The sequence below is a fragment of the Streptomyces sp. NPDC039736 genome (assembly GCF_055596485.1).
Map to the genome: position 1 here is coordinate 663,897 of NZ_JBVIUQ010000003.1, position 15,047 is coordinate 678,943.

Annotated in this window: 16 protein-coding genes; 8 read left to right on the forward strand and 8 right to left on the reverse strand. The window is 74.7% G+C overall.

Annotated elements, in window-relative coordinates; all coding sequences use genetic code 11:
• Positions 1 to 56: 56 nt before the first annotated feature.
• Positions 57 to 407 (forward strand): PRC-barrel domain-containing protein, encoded by a 351-nt coding sequence (locus ACZ56L_RS12450; RefSeq protein ID WP_401761973.1) that lies wholly within the window; start codon positions 57 to 59, stop codon positions 405 to 407.
• A gap of 146 nt (positions 408 to 553) precedes the next feature.
• Here ACZ56L_RS12450 and ACZ56L_RS12455 read toward each other — a convergent pair whose 3' ends face one another.
• The 4 genes from ACZ56L_RS12455 to ACZ56L_RS12470 are packed head-to-tail and all read right to left on the reverse strand — an operon-like array spanning position 554 to position 2,848.
• A complete protein-coding gene (locus tag ACZ56L_RS12455; RefSeq protein ID WP_471063609.1) occupies positions 554 to 1,144 on the reverse strand; it encodes a hypothetical protein in 591 nt (196 codons plus the stop codon).
• Positions 1,141 to 2,118 carry a DUF6286 domain-containing Asp23/Gls24 family envelope stress response protein gene (locus ACZ56L_RS12460; RefSeq protein WP_471063611.1) on the reverse strand — a complete coding sequence of 326 codons (978 nt, stop codon included), beginning with the start codon at positions 2,116 to 2,118 and terminating at the stop codon, positions 1,141 to 1,143. The genes ACZ56L_RS12455 and ACZ56L_RS12460 overlap by 4 nt, the downstream gene beginning before the upstream one ends.
• Positions 2,115 to 2,327 (reverse strand): hypothetical protein, encoded by a 213-nt coding sequence (locus ACZ56L_RS12465; RefSeq protein WP_471063613.1) that lies wholly within the window; start codon positions 2,325 to 2,327, stop codon positions 2,115 to 2,117. Before ACZ56L_RS12465 ends, ACZ56L_RS12460 begins: the two co-directional genes overlap by 4 nt.
• Positions 2,324 to 2,848 carry an Asp23/Gls24 family envelope stress response protein gene (locus tag ACZ56L_RS12470; protein WP_401761968.1) on the reverse strand — a complete coding sequence of 175 codons (525 nt, stop codon included), beginning with the start codon at positions 2,846 to 2,848 and terminating at the stop codon, positions 2,324 to 2,326. The genes ACZ56L_RS12465 and ACZ56L_RS12470 overlap by 4 nt, the downstream gene beginning before the upstream one ends.
• A gap of 166 nt (positions 2,849 to 3,014) precedes the next feature.
• Here ACZ56L_RS12470 and ACZ56L_RS12475 point away from each other — a divergent pair, with 166 nt between their 5' ends.
• Genes ACZ56L_RS12475 through ACZ56L_RS12485 form a run of 3 tightly spaced genes read left to right on the forward strand, consistent with a single transcriptional unit; the run spans position 3,015 to position 4,695 of the window.
• Positions 3,015 to 3,623 (forward strand): RNA polymerase sigma factor, encoded by a 609-nt coding sequence (locus tag ACZ56L_RS12475; RefSeq protein ID WP_380837143.1) that lies wholly within the window; start codon positions 3,015 to 3,017, stop codon positions 3,621 to 3,623.
• Positions 3,614 to 4,327 (forward strand): hypothetical protein, encoded by a 714-nt coding sequence (locus tag ACZ56L_RS12480; RefSeq protein ID WP_471063616.1) that lies wholly within the window; start codon positions 3,614 to 3,616, stop codon positions 4,325 to 4,327. The genes ACZ56L_RS12475 and ACZ56L_RS12480 overlap by 10 nt, the downstream gene beginning before the upstream one ends.
• Complete coding sequence (locus tag ACZ56L_RS12485; protein WP_345227303.1) at positions 4,327 to 4,695, forward strand: Asp23/Gls24 family envelope stress response protein; 369 nt, start codon at positions 4,327 to 4,329, stop codon at positions 4,693 to 4,695. Before ACZ56L_RS12480 ends, ACZ56L_RS12485 begins: the two co-directional genes overlap by 1 nt.
• Before the next feature lie 28 nt (positions 4,696 to 4,723).
• Here the strand turns inward: ACZ56L_RS12485 and ACZ56L_RS12490 are convergent, their stop codons facing one another.
• Both ACZ56L_RS12490 and ACZ56L_RS12495 read right to left on the reverse strand, forming a co-directional pair.
• On the reverse strand, positions 4,724 to 5,323 hold the full coding sequence (locus ACZ56L_RS12490; RefSeq protein WP_471063618.1) for a helix-turn-helix domain-containing protein: 600 nt from the start codon (positions 5,321 to 5,323) through the stop codon (positions 4,724 to 4,726).
• A 111-nt stretch (positions 5,324 to 5,434) separates the two neighbouring features.
• Positions 5,435 to 6,964, reverse strand: coding sequence for an AMP-binding protein (locus ACZ56L_RS12495; protein WP_471063620.1), 1,530 nt, complete (start codon positions 6,962 to 6,964; stop codon positions 5,435 to 5,437).
• A gap of 408 nt (positions 6,965 to 7,372) precedes the next feature.
• On the opposite strand from ACZ56L_RS12495, the gene ACZ56L_RS12500 reads away from it, so the two are divergent.
• The 4 genes from ACZ56L_RS12500 (at position 7,373) to secD (ending at position 13,825) form a co-directional block, all read left to right on the forward strand.
• On the forward strand, positions 7,373 to 9,394 hold the full coding sequence (locus ACZ56L_RS12500; protein ID WP_468689126.1) for a transglycosylase domain-containing protein: 2,022 nt from the start codon (positions 7,373 to 7,375) through the stop codon (positions 9,392 to 9,394).
• Positions 9,395 to 9,456: 62 nt separating this feature from the next.
• Positions 9,457 to 10,764 (forward strand): polysaccharide deacetylase family protein, encoded by a 1,308-nt coding sequence (locus ACZ56L_RS12505; RefSeq protein WP_471063622.1) that lies wholly within the window; start codon positions 9,457 to 9,459, stop codon positions 10,762 to 10,764.
• A 260-nt stretch (positions 10,765 to 11,024) separates the two neighbouring features.
• Complete coding sequence (locus tag ACZ56L_RS12510) at positions 11,025 to 11,426, forward strand: hypothetical protein (RefSeq protein WP_471063624.1); 402 nt, start codon at positions 11,025 to 11,027, stop codon at positions 11,424 to 11,426.
• 62 nt (positions 11,427 to 11,488) lie between these two features.
• Complete coding sequence (gene secD / locus ACZ56L_RS12515; RefSeq protein ID WP_471063626.1) at positions 11,489 to 13,825, forward strand: protein translocase subunit SecD; 2,337 nt, start codon at positions 11,489 to 11,491, stop codon at positions 13,823 to 13,825.
• Positions 13,826 to 13,974: 149 nt separating this feature from the next.
• On the opposite strand, the gene ACZ56L_RS12520 is transcribed toward secD, so the two are convergent.
• Both ACZ56L_RS12520 and ACZ56L_RS12525 read right to left on the reverse strand, forming a co-directional pair.
• Complete coding sequence (locus ACZ56L_RS12520) at positions 13,975 to 14,529, reverse strand: hypothetical protein (protein ID WP_401761953.1); 555 nt, start codon at positions 14,527 to 14,529, stop codon at positions 13,975 to 13,977.
• A 3-nt stretch (positions 14,530 to 14,532) separates the two neighbouring features.
• Entirely contained in the window at positions 14,533 to 14,952 is a 420-nt protein-coding gene (locus ACZ56L_RS12525) for an isochorismatase family protein (protein ID WP_471063629.1), read from the reverse strand.
• Positions 14,953 to 15,047 lie beyond the last annotated feature (95 nt).

Genomic DNA, 15,047 nt, shown 5'->3' on the forward strand with positions numbered 1-15,047 from the left:
AGTCCAGCGGCTCTGCCGGGGCCGCCGCGAAGCTCCTGAACCAGAGGAAGAACCCCATGCTCGCAGTCGAGAACATCCGTGACTGGCTCGGACGCGACGTCGTCGACGACGAGGGCGGCAAGATCGGTGTCCTGGAGTCCGTGTACGTCGACACGGCGACCGACCTGCCCGCCTTCGCGGCGGTGACGGTGGGCCTGCCCACCCGCAAACGCATCACCTTCGTGCCGTTGGAGGGCGCCTCGGTCTCCCCCGCGCACCTGCGGGTGGCCTGGCCGAAGCAGGTGGTGAAGGACGCCCCCTCCATCGACACGGACGGCGAGCTGACGGCCGACGAGGAGCTGCCGGTGTTCGCCCACTACAAGCTCGACTACGGGGTGGGCGGCACGCGCCGCCTGGCCCGCCGCTGACTCCGGGGGCGCACGCGGGGTCTTCCGGCACGGGACGGTCTCGGACGGCGCACGGCCGGCCGGGCGCGCGTCGCCCCGCCCTCCTCCGGACGGCGCACGGCCCGCCGGGCGTGCCCCGCCCCGCCCCTACCGGCCCCCGAGCGCCCTCACCTCGCGCGCCGTGTCCCGCGCCGCCGGGCGCCGAGCCGCACCTCGGCGCGCACCGGCGTCGGCGCGAGTGCCGCCCGTACGGCGGCCAGCGGCCCGGCCTCCACCTCCCGGAGCACTTCCCCCGGCGCGGCGCACGGCTCCAGGTCGACGGTCAGCCGGACGTGCACGACGTGCTTCGCCCGGCCCAGCGCGACCCGGGCCCCCCGCACCCCGGCCACGTCCGCCGTCCGCGACGCCAGCACGGCCCGCAGGGCGCCCGGCTGAAGCCACAGGCCCGGCCGCCCCAAGGGCAGGCGGGCCCGGGAGCGGGCCGACCGCACGACCGGCACGAGCAGCCGTACGACGCCCAGCAGCAGCGCCAGCGCCAGGGCCGCCAACACCGCCGGCGCCCACCAGGCGTACGCACCCGTCGCGCCCGCCTCGGCGCGCGGCAGCGGCCACCAGCCCGGCAGGCGGGCGCGCAGCCCGCTCGTCGGCCGTACGGCGACATGGCCCACGACCAGCCACAGCCCGGCCGCGAGGGACACCAGCCCCAGCAGCAGGAGCGCGGCCCGGGTCGTGAACGTCGTCGCGGGCGTGGTCGTCATGTCCCTGCCTCCTCGGTACGGCCGGACTCCCCGGCACGGCCCGGTGCGGCCCGCAGCCGTACGCGCGAACGCGGTGGCCGCGCCAGCCCCAGCGCGCCGAGCGCCCCCTCGACCGCCTCGGTCAGCCCGGTCTCGACAGCGGCGGGCTCGCCGTACCCGGCCAGCGCCCGGACCGTGACGCGACGACGGCCCGCCCGCACCCGGGCAGAGGTCACTCCCGGCACGGCCAGCGCCGTGTCCCGCACCAGCAGCGCGATCGCCGAACGGTCCAGCACGGCGCGGGTGCCGTTCGTCCGCACGGCCATCGGCAGCCGGTTACGCCATCCCGGCAGCACGGCCGCGCCCAGCACCCACAGCCCGAGGACGAGCGCCGCGAGACCCGCCACGAGCGCCGCCGGGTCCGCGAGGGAGGTGGTCGCCACCCGGTGCAGCACATCGGGGCGGGGCGCACCGGGCAGCACGTGCCCGGTGCGACGGGCGACGCCCTCGGCGAGCAGGTAGCCGCAGGCGGCCGTTCCCACGCACAGGACGAGGAGCGCGACGCCCCGGCGCGGCGACCACGGGCGGCGCGGCACGGTCGCAGGACACACCGGCCCGCCCGCCGCGGCTTCGACGCCGCCCGCATCCCCCGGCCCCTCCCGCGTGCCCGGCCCGCCCCCGGTCAGGGCCGTCACCCGTACCTCCGGCGGCGGCACCGTCAGACCCGTCAGCTCCGCCGTGGTGCGGGCCACGTGCCGCTGGACGTGTTCCGCCGTGCCGGCCAGGTCGGCCGCGTACGGCAGGGTCACGCCCAGCGCGACGGCGGCGGTGCGGCCGGTGCGTACGACCGACGCCGACGGCGGCCCGGCGCCGCCGGGGACGGCCTCCGCGCAGGACCGGGCGGCGATACGGCGTACCGCCCGGTCGCTGACGGTGGTGGACCCCCGCTCGGCGGGCGGAACGGCAGCCGCCCCGGCGGACGCGGGCGCGCTCACCGGGCCCTCCGGCGGCCCTCGCCCGGCCCGCCGGACCGGTCGAGCCGGTCCCACAGCCGCTGCCTCGCCTCCTCGTCCTCCAGGAGGTGCCCCACGGCCCACCCGGCGGCGCCGCAGAGCGCGACGACGAGGAAGGCGCCGAAGCCGCCGAACCAGCCGACGAGGCCGAGTGCGAGGCCCGCGAGGGCGCCCAGGGACGACCTGTTCATGCGACCCGGGCCTCGGCGCCGGATGCGTCGTCCTGGTCGTCGTCCGGCAGGTGGACGTCGTTGACCGTCACATTGACCTCCACGACCTCCAGGCCCGTGGTCCGCTCCACCGCCGAGACGACGTTCTCCCGCACGTCACGGGCGACGTCGGCGATGGACACCCCGTACTCCACCACCAGCTCCAGGTCGATGGCCGTCTGCACCTCGCCGACCTCGACCTTGACGCCCCGGCCCACGCTCGGCCGGCCGACCGGCACCCGGTCGCGGACCGCGCCGATGGTGCGCGACAGGCCGCCGCCCATGTCGTGCACGCCGGGGATCTCCCGGGCCGCGATTCCGGCGATCTTCACGACCACGAGGTCCGCGATGGCGGTCTTGCCCCGGGTGGCCGCGGGCTCGTCCGGGCCGGGCCTGCCGTGGCCCACCGAGGTCAGGTCCGAAGCGCCCCGGCGGGGGGCGGCGGCCGGGGAAGTGCCGGGGCCGGCGGTGCCGACGGGGCCGGCGGTCTGCTGCGAAGCCATGAGGAGTCTCCCGAAAGTAGCGCTGCTCTTGCTCGGTCACGCGTTGGACTCCGTACCCGCCGATCCGTTACGCGCCGATTCCGGATTCGTTCTTCCGGCTGGTCCGCGTGACGGAACGCGGCGAGCGGTGTCGAACACGCGCAGGGCCGAGGAGAGGAGCCGGCAAGTGCCCGGAAACGGGGATGACCAGAGTGACGGCGGCAACGCCGGCGACATCGCGGACGGCACGGCGGAGGACGTGCCCGACCGCCTGCTCGCCGTACGCGCGGGCGAGGGCGACGAGGGGGCCTTCGAAGTCCTCGTACGGCGGCACGGCCCGGAACTGCTGCGGCTGGCCACCCGGATGCTCGCCAGCACCACCGAGGCGGAGGACGCCGTGCAGGAGGCGTTCGTGAGCGCGTGGCGCAGCCTGCCGGAATTCCGCGGCGACGCGGCGTTCCTGACCTGGATGTACCGCATCGTCACCAACCGGTGCCTGAACCAGCTCCGCTCGCGGCGGCCCGTCACCCACCTCGACGCCGTCCCGGAGCACGAGACGCCGGGGCACGAGGGCTCCCCGGTGCGCGACGCCGAGGCCGGAGCCGCCCTACGGGAGCTCTCGCGGGCGCTGGAGGGCCTGTCGCCCGAACAGCGGGCCTGCTGGCTGCTGCGCGAGATGCACGGACTGTCGTACGAGGAGATCGCGGATACGGTCGGCATCAGTCCGCAAGCGGTACGCGGCCGGATGTTCCGCGCACGCCGAGCTCTGATGGAGGCGATGGCGGCATGGCGATGAACGGACACGGCGCCCCGCCGCACGACGGCGGACGCGAGCACGACGGCGGACGCGCATACGACGGCGGACGCGAGGACGACCAGTCGTGGGGTCCGGACGGCGAGGAGCTGCTGCCCTGCGGACGGCCGCTGTACGACGTGTGGACGCAGCACGAGGCAGCGCCCGGCGCGCAGGCGCCCCCGCGGCCCCCCGGCGGGCATCCCGCCGACTGCATCCACTGCGCGGCCGCGCTGGAGGATCTCCGTACGCTCGACGACTTCGTCCAGCGGACGCGCACCGAGGACGCGAACACGCCGCAACCGGACGCGTCGGCGGTCACCGCCCGGGTGATGGACCTGGTACGCCTCGAACTGCGGCCCGGCCGGACCCTCCCCCTGGGCGAACCCGAGGAAGACCATTGGATCGTGGAGGCCGCCGCGGCGAAGACCCTGCGGAGCGCCGCGGAGACGGTCGCGGGCGTACGGGCGGGAAGCTGCCGCGTCGCACCGGCGGCCGGACCCGGGGCGGACGCACGGGCCCCGGCACGGGTCACCGTCGAGGTGGAGGCGGGGGCCCGGCGCGCCCTGCCCGAACTGGCGGACGCGGTGCGCCGGGCCGTGGCCCGGGCCGCCGACGACGCGCTCGGGATGCGGGTGGGCGCGGTGGACGTACTGGTGGTCGACCTCTTCGACGAGGACGGTCCCGCGGCCGGTGAGGAGCTGTGATGACGGACGACGTGGGCGCGACGGGGAACGCCGCCCCCCGCGAGACGGGCGAGCGGCTGGCGCGGGCGGTCGCCGGGGCCGCCGCCGAGGTCGCCGGCGTGGCGTTCCTGCGCCCCCGGCTGAGCGATCTGCTGCGGGGCTCGGCGGCGGCCGCCCGCCTGCGGCGCGGGCCCGCGGCCGACCGGGGCCCGGCGGGCGTGCGGGTGCGCCGGGACCCGGACACCGCGCGGTGGCTCGTCGACGTGCAGTTCACGGTGCGCCGGGGCCACCGGGCGGTGGACGTCGCGCGGGCGGTCCGGGCGGCGGCCGAGCGGGCGGCGGGCGGGCTGCCGGTGGAGATCACGGTGACGGTCGCCGGGATCGGCTGACCTGCGCGGCCCGCCCCGCGCGGCCCCGTCAGTCCAGGGGGGCGCCGGTGGCGAGCAGGTGGTGCAGCAGGGTGCACCACACCCCGGCGGCGACGAGGGCGTGGCGCATCCGCCGTCGGCGCGGCGGGGACACCGGATCGGGCCCGGGGCCCACCGGAAGCGGCCGCACCGCCGCCGTCGGCAGCCGGCCGGGCACGGGCCGCGCCGCCGCGGTCCGCCGAGCCGGTCCTGTGCGCGGGCGGCCGGTCACGAGCCGGTGCGGCCCGGGCACCGGCCGCGCGAGCGGCTCCGGGGCGGGCGCCGGCCGCACCGGCAGGCGCACCGGCCGGAAGGACTCCGCCGCCTCGCGGCGCCCCGCCCCGCGGACCGCCCCGGCCTCGGCGAGCCCCGTGAGGAAGTGTGCGTAGGCGACCCGGCGGCGGCCCACGGGGGAGGTGCGCCCGGTCTCCCAGGACCGCACGGTGGCCACGGTGACCCCGAAGGCCGCCGCCACCTGACGCCGCGTCAGCCCCCATTCCTCACGCAGGAGCCGACGGGCTGCCGGTGCGGGCAGCGCGGGCGGTGCGGAGTCGGGGGACCGGCGGCCGTGGTCGGCGGAATGCTGCTGAGGGAGCGTCAGGAGAGTCATGTCCGTACGACAATCACCACGCACCCCGGTCACGGCCCGTCCCGGAACATCACCCGTTCAGACCTGCCGGGCGCGCACCCCGCACCCGGCAGGCGCAGCACACCCGCCCCCTCAGCCGTCCACGCCGGTGAACAGCCCTCCGAACCGCTTCCGCAGCTCCGCCTTCTGCACCTTCCCCATGACGTTGCGCGGCAGCTCCGCCACGACCCGCACCGCACGCGGGTGCTTGTACCGGGCCAGGTCGCCCGCGATGAACTCCAGCAGTTCCGCCGGGTCGGGCCGCCTGCCCGCCGCGGGCACGACGACGGCCACCACCGTCTCCCCGAAGTCCGGGTGCTCCACCCCCACCACGGCCGACTCCAGCACCGCGGGATGCGCGTCGAGCAGCGTCTCGATCTCCTTGGGGTAGACGTTGTACCCCCCGGAGATCACCAGGTCCTTGTCCCGCCCGACGATGCACAGGTAGCCGTCCTCGTCGACCCGGCCCAGGTCGCCGGTGATGAAGAAACCGTCCGCCCGGAACTCGGCGGCGGTCTTCTCCGGCATCTGCCAGTAACCGGTGAAGACGTTCGGGCCGCGCACCTCGATGCCGCCCGTCCCGCCGTCGGGCAGCGCCTTCCCGCTCTCGCGGTCCACCACGCGCACCTCGACGCCGGGCAGCGGCCTGCCGACGGTGCCGGGTTTGCGCGGGCCGCCCTCGTACGGGTTGGTGGTGTTCATGCCGGTCTCCGTCATCCCGTAGCGCTCCAGGACGGAGTGCCCGGTACGGGCCTCGAAGGCCTGGTGGTCGCTCGCCCGCAACGGGGCCGAGCCGGAGACGAACAGCCGCACCGAAGCGCAGACTTCGGGGGTCAGCCGTTCGCTCGCCAGCATCCGGGTGTAGAAGGTGGGCACGCCCATGAGCACCGTGGCCCGGGGCAGCAGGTCCAGAACCGCCTCCGTGTCGAACCCCGGCAGGTAGTGCATGGAGGCGCCGGCCGCCAGGACCATGTTCGCGGCGACGAACAGCCCGTGGACGTGGAAGACCGGCAGCGCGTGGATCAGCACGTCGTCGGACGTGAACTGCCAGGCGTCCAGCAGCGCACGGCAGTTGGAGGCGAGATTGCCGTGGGAGAGCATCGCCCCCTTGGAGCGCCCGGTGGTGCCAGAGGTGTAGAGGATCGCCGCCGGGTCGTCGGCCGAGGCGTCGAAGACCTCCTCGTGCTCCGGGGAGCCGTGGCCCTCCAGGAGCGTCCCGTCCCCCTCGGTGCCGAGGGTCTCGACGACCGGGCCGGCCCCCTCGCGGTGCGCGGAACCGGCCGTGCGCCGCGGTGAACGGACGAGCACCCCGGGCCGCGCGTCGTCGAGGAAGTACGCCATCTCGGCATCGGTGTAAGCGGTGTTGAGCGGTAGGTAGACCCCGCCGACCCGCAACGTCGCCAGATACAGGGCGATCGCCTCCGGGGACTTCTCCACCTGCGCGGCGACCCGGTCGCCGGGGCGGACGCCGTCGGCGACGAGCCGGGCCGCGATCCGCCGTACCGTGCGCGCCGTCTCGTCGTAACGGACCCGACGCCCGTCGGGCAGCTCGAAGAGCACCTTGTCCGGCCGCCGCTCCGCCTGCTCGACGAAGGACCGGTGGAGGGTCGTGAAGGGAGGCATGGGCCTGGGTTCCTCTCGTTCGTACGGTTTCGGGCGTTGCGGAGCCGTGGCGGCGTCCGGCAGCCGGTCCGCGCTCGCGGCAGCCGGGCGTGAAGTCCTCGGGCCGGCGCCCCGACCGCGCGGGCCGGTACCGGTGGTCGTCCTTCGCGTCGCAGGGCTGCCGCCAGTCTGTGCGGAGCCGTTCGCGGGCCGGCGGAGCTGCGGCCCCGGCACGGGAACGGACCGGGGGCGCATCCGCCCCGCCCCTCCGCGCCGGACTCCCCCGGAGCCTGCCGAAATCGGCCCCCTTCACCGGCCGTTCACGAGCGGGGCGCCCCGGGCGGAATCCGCTCCTGTTATCTTTGCGTGACTTCGCGAACGTGACCTTCCGTGATGCTTCGGCCTGGGGCAGCTAACAGCAGGACGGGAATGACCAAGCACGACAGCTTAGACAGGGCCACGCAGGCCGTACGTGCGGCACTGGCGCCGGGCCGGGGCCGGAGGAAGCGGACCGGGACGCGGTCGGCGAGGCTGCGGCTGAGGCTGCCCGGGCGGCCGGACTACCCCCGGCCCGGTAGGCACGGCTGGCAGCGGTGGGTGCCCTCGTGGCGTCATGTGCTGGGCACGGCCGTGGTGTTCGTCGGGCTGCTGACGGCGACCGTGGCCATCGCGTACGCCCGCACGGAGATACCCGACGACCTCAACGCCTTCGCCACCCAGCAGGACAACGTCTACTACTGGGCGGACGGCACGCCCATGGCGCGCACCGGCTGGGTGAGCCGGCAGGAGATGAGCCTGGAGAAGGTTCCCGAACACGTCCGCGGGGCGGTGCTGGCCGCCGAGAACCACAGCTTCTACTCGGACCCCGGCGTCTCCTTCCAGGGCGTCACCCGCGCGTTCTGGCGGACGGTCAGCGGCGGGGACACCCAGGGCGGCTCCACCATCACCCAGCAGTACGTGAAGAACGTCTACCTCTCGCAGGACCGCTCCTTCTCGCGCAAGTTCACCGAGATGCTCATGGCGATCAAGCTCGACCGGCAGCGGACCAAGGACCAGATCCTGGAGGACTACCTCAACACCAGTTGGTTCGGGCGGGGCTCCTACGGCCTGCAACGTGCCGCCCAGGCGTACTACGGCAAGGAAGTCACCCAGCTCAACGCCAGCGAGGGCGCGTTCCTCGCCGCCCTGCTCAAGGGCGCGGCGCTCTACGACCCCACCCTCGGCCCCGAGAACCGCGAACGCGCCGTCGAGCGGTGGAAGTGGACGCTGGACCGCATGGTGGAGGTCGGCGGGCTGAGCCGGTCCGAGCGGGCCCGGTACACCGCGTTCCCCGAGCCCCGGGCGGCCCCCAGGACGACCAGCGCGAGCGGGCAGGACGGCTATCTGGTGGCGCTCGCCGAGTCGTACGCGAAACGCACGGGCAAGATCCCCGACGCGGCCTTCGACCTCGGCGGCTACCAGATCTACACGACCTTCGACAAGCGGAGGACGACCGCCCTCACCGCGGCGGTCAAGAAGTCGCGCGACTCCCTGGACCCCACGGCGCGCGCCGACGACCGGCACACCAAGTTCGGAGCCGCCACGATCGCCCCCGACGGGCGGATACTCGCGGTGCACGGCGGCCCCGACTTCCAGCGGCAGGCCTTCAACGAGTCCAACACGGCCACCGTCCCCGCGGGTTCGTCGTTCACCCCCTTCGTCTACGCGGCCGCGCTGGAGCACGGCGTCCGGCGCGGGCGCACCGGCCCCCGCACCCCCGTCACCCCGTGGACCCTGTACGACGGGAACGACGACGTGCCGCTGATGACCCCGGAGGGCCCCTACTGGGACCGGGGCGGCAAGATGGTCAAGGGCCGCAACGACGGCGGGCGCTCCTACGGCCGCATCCCCCTGCGGGACGCTCTGGCGCGGGGCGTGCACACCCCCCTGCTCCAGCTCGGCATGGACGTCGGGCTCGACCTGGTGCGCAGCACCGCCCAGAAGTCCGGGATGCTCGCCGCCAACTTCGGCCCGCCGGTGCCCGCCTTCTCGCTGGGCAACTCCACCCCGAGCGCCATCCGCACGGCCAGCGCCTACGGGGTGTTCGCGGGCGGCGGCCGGCACACGGACCCGTACTCGGTACGGAGGATCACCCGCAACGGCGAGCCGGTGCCGCTGCCCCGCCCGCGCTCGACGCGCGCCCTGAGCCCGGCCGTGGCGGACCGGGTCACCGAGGCCCTCACCCGCCCCGGCGACGACTTCGCCGGCCAGACGGGCACCACCCCCGACGACACCGCGCGCTGGTACGTCGGCTCCACCGAGGAGGCGTCCACGGCGGTCGTCGTCTACCGCATGGACCTCACCAAGAGCCTCGCCCCCCTGCCCCTCAAGGCGCTGGGCCGCAACCCCGCGGCGGCCCGGAGGATGCCCGCCGAGATCTGGGACCGCTACACGGCCGCCCTGCGACGCTGACCCGCACCGTCCTGCCGCCGCCCCGCCCCGCCCGCCCTTCCCCTCTGTCTGGAGCAGTCGCGATGATCTGGAAGAAGTCGGCCCCGCTGCGCGCTCGGATACGCACCCGGCCGGCCGTCAGCCTCGGTGTCGCCGCCGTGCTCGTCGCGTCGCTCTCCACCGCGGTCGCCGTGTCGGTGTCCGACGCCCCCTCGGACGGGACGCCGGGCACCGGTCCCGGATCGCGGGCGACCGCGGCCGCGCCGAAACCCACCGACGGCAAGCGGCAGCCGGGCACCGGCAAGGGCAAGGAGGAGAAGTGGGACGGGCAGGTGCGGGTGCTGGGGGACGGCTCCACGTCCTACACCGGCCCGCAGCCCGGCCAGTTGAAGGCGGAGCGGCTCAAGCCGGGGCAGAAGCCGCCCCAGTTCGTGGTGTTCTCCTGGGACGGCGCGCTGGAGGGCGACGACCGGCTGTTCTCCCGCTTCCGGCGCGTGGCCAAGGAGAGCAAGGCCCACATGACGTTCTTCCTCACCGGCATCTATCTGCTGCCGAAGGAGAAGAAGGACCTGTACCGGCCGCCGCAGCACAAGACCGGGGCGGCGGCGATCTCGTACCCGACGGACGCGCACATCCGCATGACGCTGAAACAGCTCGCCGGGGCCTGGAAGGAGGGGAACGAGATCGGCTCGCACTTCAACGGCCACTTCTGCGGCAAGAAGGGCGGCGGCAAGTGGAGCACGGCGGAGTGGACGTCCGAGATCGACCAGTTCTACTCCTTCGTGCAGAACTGGAAGACCAACACGGGCATGAAGGACCTCGATCCGCTGCCCTTCGACCCCACCCGTGAGGTCGTGGGCGGCCGGGCGCCGTGCCTGGAGGGCCAGAAGACCCTCCTACCGGCGACCAAGCCCTTCGGCTGGCGCTACGACGCCAGCTCAGCGGGGGACTTCCAGATCTGGCCCGCCAAGAAGGACGGCGTCTGGGACCTGCCGCTGCAACTGCTGCCCTTCCCCCGGAAGCAGTTCCAGGTGCTGTCCATGGACTTCAACTTCCTCTACAACCAGTCGAAGGGCAGCACCGAGGGGAACCCGGCCATGCACCAGACCTGGCGGAAGGAGGCCAGGGACGCCTACCTCGCGGGATTCCGGCGGGTGTTCCACGGCAGCCGGGCCCCGATGTTCATCGGGAACCACTTCGAGGACTGGAACGGCGGGATCTACATGGACGCCGTCGAGGACGTGATGCGGGACGTCTGCCCCCGCAAGGAGGTGCGCTGCGTCTCCTTCCGCGAACTGACCGACTGGCTCGACGCGCAGGACCCCAAGGTGCTGGCCCGCTGGCGGCTGCTCGACCCCGCCCAGCCGGCGGGCTGGGGCACGGCCGGGTGACCCCCCGGCCCGGCGACGGCCCCACGTCGGGGACGCCGGACCGCCGGGACGCGCTCCACCGGTCCGCCCGTACGCGGCAGGGCAGACGCGGGGAACGGGCGGGACGCCGGTCCGCCCGGAGAGTTCCCCCTTCTGCGGCGGACCGGGAACTCCGGGACGCGCACCGCCGTTCAGGTCACTGACGGCCGACGGGACGGAGCCGTCGGTTCACCGCGTGAACTGCAGATTCCGTACGACGATCCGGCCGGGGGCGAACAGGCGTGCAGCACCTCCGCGCACACTCCGCGCGTCCGGCCGCGGTCGTGCTCTCCGCCCTGTTCGCCCTTCTGACCCTCCTCTCGCCCGCGTCGGCCACCTCGGCCTCCCGCCCCACCTCGGCGGGCGCGGTGGCCGCGACCGCGCGGGCGCAGGCGTGGGCGACCGCCGACGCGCAGCGGCCCCACACCGTGGTGCGCCCCGCACCCGGCCACGGCGACGCCGTGCCGTACCCGCCCCCGCCCTGCCCGGGCCCCGGCGCCGGGGCAGCGGCCCCGCACCGCGCTGTCGGCGGCCCCGCCGTGGCCGTCACGGCCGTGGCCGTCACGGCGGGCCGGGACGTGTCCGCGCATCTCCCGCGCGGCCCGCCGTCCCGACGGAGCACTGAAGTCCTCATCGACGTCTGACCACTGGCCTCCGCGCCCGGGACAGACGTCGGCTCCGTCTGCCTGCCCCACGTGGAGACCCCATGTCACGCGCGCCCCTGTGGCGGGCGATCATCGCCCTCGGTGTGATCGCCGCCTCGCTCTTCTTCGCCCTCACCCAGTCCGCCCGCCTCGGCCTCGACCTGCGCGGCGGTACCCAGATCGTGCTGGAAACCAAGAACTCACCCGTGGTCGAGGCCAACGCCGAATCGACCCAGCGGGCCCTGGAAGTGCTCCGCCAGCGCGTCGACGCGCTCGGCGTGTCCGAACCGAGCCTCTACCGATCCGGCGAGCGGCGGATCTTCGTCGAGCTGCCCGGCGTCCAGGACCCGCGCGAGGCCGCCGAGGTCATCGGCCGCACCGCCCAACTGACCGTCCACCCGGTGCTCGGCGCGGCGGACAAGCCGGACGAACGCAAGGGCGAACCGGCCAAGGACGGCTCGCGCACCCTGGCCGACCCCGGCCGGCCGGGGGCGTTCCTCGAACTCGGGCCCACCGCCCTCACCGGCGAGGGCGTCCGGGACGCCGACGCCGTGCTCGACCAGCAGACGATGTCGGGCTGGACGGTCGGCCTCGCCTTCCGCGAGCAGGCGGGCAAGGACTGGGCGCGGGTCACCGGGGCCGCGGCCTGTGCCCCGCAGGACGCCCCCGAACGGCGCGTCGCCATCGTCCTGGACGGAAAGATCCTCTCGGCGCCCGGCGTCACCGCCGACGTGGCGTGCGAGGTCGGCATCATCGGCGGTTCCACGCAGATCACCGGCGGCTTCAGCCGGGCGGAGGCCCACGAGCTGGCCGCGCTCGTCAAGGGCGGCGCGCTGCCGGTGCCCATCGAGGTCGTGGAGCAGCGCACCGTAGGACCCACGCTCGGCGCCGACGCCATCGCCGCCAGCACCCAGGCCGCCGTCATCGGACTCGCCCTGACGGGGCTGTTCATCGTCGTCGTCTACCGGCTGCTCGGCGCCCTGGCCACCCTCGCGCTCGCCCTGTACGGGCTGATCTCCTACGCCGCACTCGTCGCCCTGGGCGCGACCCTGACCCTGCCCGGACTCGCCGGCTTCGTCCTGGCGATCGGCATGGCGGTGGACGCGAACGTGCTCGTCTTCGAGCGCGCCCGCGAGGAGTACCTGGGGGCGCGCGCCCCGAAGTCGTCTCCGGCGCCCCTGGACAAGCCGCTCAGCACCGGTTTCCGCAAGGCCTGGAGCGCGGTCGTCGACTCGAACGTGACCACGCTGCTCGCGGCCGGCCTGCTCTTCTTCTTCGCCACCGGGCCCGTCAAGGGCTTCGGCGTCACCCTCTCCATCGGCGTCCTCGTCTCGATGGTGTCGGCCCTGGTGATCACCCGCACCCTCGCCGACTTCGCGATCCGCCGCCGCTTCGTCCGCGACCGGCCCGGCCTGACCGGGATCACCTCCCGTGGCCGGGTCCGTTCCTGGCTCGCCCACCGCAGGCCCCGCCTGGTGCACCACCGGCGCCGCTGGCTCGGCGTCAGCGCGCTGCTGATCGTGGCCGCCGTCGCCGGGATCGGCCTGCGCGGCCTGGAGTTCGGGGTGGAGTTCACCGGCGGCCGTCTGGTGGAGTACAGCACCAGCACGCCCGTGGACGTGGACGCGGCGCGTACGGCGGTCACGGACGCCGGGTTCCCGCGTGCGGTCGTGCAGGAGTCGGGGGCCGGAGGCATCTCCGTACGCACCGGGGAGCTGAGCAACGACGAGCAGCACACGATCAGGACGGCGCTGGCCGCCGAGGGCGGCGAAGTCACCGTCGAGCGCGACGAGTTGATCGGACCGAGCCTCGGCGACGAACTGCGCCGGTACGCCCTCATCGCGCTCGGCATCGCCGTCGCCACCCAGATGGTCTACCTCAGCGTGCGGTTCCGGTGGACCTTCGCCGCCGCCGCGGTGTCGGCGATGGTGCACGACATCGTGCTGGTGGTGGGCCTGTTCGCCTGGCTCGGCAGGCCCGTCGACAGCGTCTTCCTGGCGGCCCTGCTCACGGTCGTCGGATACTCCGTCAACGACACCGTCGTCGTCTTCGACCGGGTGCGCGAGGCACGCCGCCGCGACCCGGCGGCGGACCTGGAAACCACCGCGAACCAGGCCGTCATCCAGACGCTGCCGCGCACGGTGAACACCGGGATGGGCGCGCTGTTCATCCTGGCGGCCCTGGCCGTGCTCGGCGGCGACTCGCTCGCCGACTTCTCCGTGGCGCTGATCGCGGGCGTGCTGATCGGCATGGCGTCGACGGTCTTCACCGCCGTGCCGATCGCCGTGCAGTTGGAGGGCAGCCGCCCGGCGCCGCCGACGCGCCCCCGGCGCGGCGGGACCGGCGGAACGGGCAGCCCGCTGCAGCGGCGGGAGCGGGACACGGGCGCCGTGGTGTGAGCACGGTGAGGTGAGACCTCACCCGCTGCCGGCCGGGGCCCGGGAGCCACGGCCGGCAGCGGGGAGACCAGATGGACGGTGCCGGAGAAACGGGAGAAAGCGGAACCCGCGACCTCGTGCCGGCCGCGCGGAAGGCCGCGCCGTCGGGCTCAGTCCCCGTCGGTCTCGACCCGGGTCAGGGTTTCGGCGATCATGCGGACCGCGAAGCCGTGGTCGCCGGCGATGCGGTTGATGTGCTCGGCGACCAGGAACACCGTGGCTTCGAGGGCGTTCATCTCCTCGGGCGTCCAGTCCCCGTACTGGCTGCGCCAGCCGTTCGGGCTCACCTGGGTGCCGGCCGCGACGACCAGGGCGACCATGGTGGGGACGGTCTGCGGCCGGACGCTCCTGGGCATCATGCGCAGCGTGGCCACCAAGGGGGGCACGACGTATTCGATGACGTCCTTGTCGCCGTGTTCATGCGTGCGGCGCAGCCACTGCATGAACATGTAGAGCAGGGTGCAGGTGCCGTCGAGCAGTTCCTGCACCCCCTCGGCGCCCGCCGACGCCACGAAGAGCCTGTTCAGCTCGCGGCGTTCGGCTTCGGCGCCGTCCTCGGACTCGTCCTCGGGCTCGTGGATCTCCTTGATCCGCGCGTCCACCATCAGGAGCGCGGCGCCCACGTCACCGACCGGAGCCTCCGCCGGGTCCCACACTGGGGGCACAGGTCATCTCCTCACCTCGACCGCGAGAGCACGGGTGTCCGTACCGTAGCGCGCGGAACGGGCGGCGGTACGGCGAATGCGACTCCCGGCGCCGGCCGGACGCGAGGAGGCCACGCGTACCGCGGCCCCCTGCTCGGGAGCGTTCCCGTGTCCGATCAGCGTCAGCACTTCGGCGGTGGTCCGGACGTCGCCGAACGACCGGTGGACGGTGTGGAGGGCGGAGTTGCAGTTGTGGTCCAGGCCGCGGCGGGCCGTGTTCGCGTCGGCGACCCTCAGCACACGCAAGCCGCTGGTGGCCGCGTCCCGGGCCGAGGACTCGCCGCACACGTCGGTCGGCGTTCCGGTGACGAGGACGGGGTCGACGCCGCGCTCGGCCGGACGGCCGGGCAGCCGACGGGCGGTCCGCTGAGCGCTCCGGGGCACCTCCCGCTCCCATCGGCGGCGGCCGCACGGCGGAACGTCACCGGCAGGCGCGTCACGCCGCCGGGGGGACGCGGAGGTGCCCCGCCGCCCCTCCC

Coding starts and splice junctions, on each gene's coding strand:
- ACZ56L_RS12450 (WP_401761973.1), top strand. CDS start 57: ATGCTCGCAGTCGAGAACATCCGTGACTGGCTCGGACGCGACGTCGTC.
- ACZ56L_RS12500 (WP_468689126.1), top strand. CDS start 7,373: ATGACCAAGCACGACAGCTTAGACAGGGCCACGCAGGCCGTACGTGCG.
- ACZ56L_RS12485 (WP_345227303.1), top strand. CDS start 4,327: ATGACGGACGACGTGGGCGCGACGGGGAACGCCGCCCCCCGCGAGACG.
- ACZ56L_RS12480 (WP_471063616.1), top strand. CDS start 3,614: ATGGCGATGAACGGACACGGCGCCCCGCCGCACGACGGCGGACGCGAG.
- ACZ56L_RS12495 (WP_471063620.1), bottom strand. CDS start 6,964: ATGCCTCCCTTCACGACCCTCCACCGGTCCTTCGTCGAGCAGGCGGAG.
- ACZ56L_RS12470 (WP_401761968.1), bottom strand. CDS start 2,848: ATGGCTTCGCAGCAGACCGCCGGCCCCGTCGGCACCGCCGGCCCCGGC.
- ACZ56L_RS12455 (WP_471063609.1), bottom strand. CDS start 1,144: ATGACGACCACGCCCGCGACGACGTTCACGACCCGGGCCGCGCTCCTG.
- ACZ56L_RS12490 (WP_471063618.1), bottom strand. CDS start 5,323: ATGACTCTCCTGACGCTCCCTCAGCAGCATTCCGCCGACCACGGCCGC.
- ACZ56L_RS12505 (WP_471063622.1), top strand. CDS start 9,457: ATGATCTGGAAGAAGTCGGCCCCGCTGCGCGCTCGGATACGCACCCGG.
- secD (WP_471063626.1), top strand. CDS start 11,489: ATGTCACGCGCGCCCCTGTGGCGGGCGATCATCGCCCTCGGTGTGATC.
- ACZ56L_RS12465 (WP_471063613.1), bottom strand. CDS start 2,327: ATGAACAGGTCGTCCCTGGGCGCCCTCGCGGGCCTCGCACTCGGCCTC.